Here is a 633-nt window from a genome sequence, read left to right as displayed (position 1 = left end):
GTCCTCGTTTCGGCTTCTTCTGACGGCCTTTTGAAGGCTTCGTCGGTTTCCGGAACAAGGCGTCAAGCAGTTTCTCCCAACTCTTGGCCATGTACTGACGCATTAGCTTCAGCACTTTGCAGAGTCCTTGTTTCGTACCCGTTTGAAGCTTCACCAAGACACACAAGGCGTGGGCGATGAGTGCTATATAAATTTGGTTCCATACTGCAGAAGGCTTGTTGCTGTACAGTTTAGCGAGTCGCAAGTACTGCTTCATCCATTTGAAAAATAACTCGATGTCCCAGCGGGCGCGATAGATATCCGCGATCTCCTGTGCCGTTAGGTCCCAGCGGCTTGTGATCAGGCGGTACGTATGGCCTTTGTCGTCCTTGAACTCCACTAAACGCAGCCTCATGGTCTGATCAGGCTTGTTCGGAACAACCATGAGGACATCCGCATCCAGCCGCAAATGAGCTTCCTCTGCCGGGAGTGCACGTGTCTCCAAGATCTGAGTTTTACTGTTCTTCTGAACGCGAGCGACAAAGAAGATCCCTGCTTCGAGCCACTTCTTGTAGTGAGCGTAGTTGATGTATCCGCGATCCATCACGTACGTTGTTCCTTGCTCGGTAACCAGTTCGATCGCAACTTCTTTAT

Annotated in this window: 1 protein-coding gene; it reads right to left on the bottom strand. The window is 50.7% G+C overall.

Annotation, left to right across the window (positions count from 1 at the left end; all coding sequences use genetic code 11):
• Window positions 1-633, bottom strand: a 633-nt coding sequence (locus AC6RNO_RS36755; protein WP_497108444.1) for an IS4 family transposase, incomplete at both ends; no start/stop codon positions are given.

This window comes from Paenibacillus sp. sgz302190 (assembly GCF_059820445.1).
This window is presented reverse-complemented; position numbering and strand designations above follow the sequence as displayed.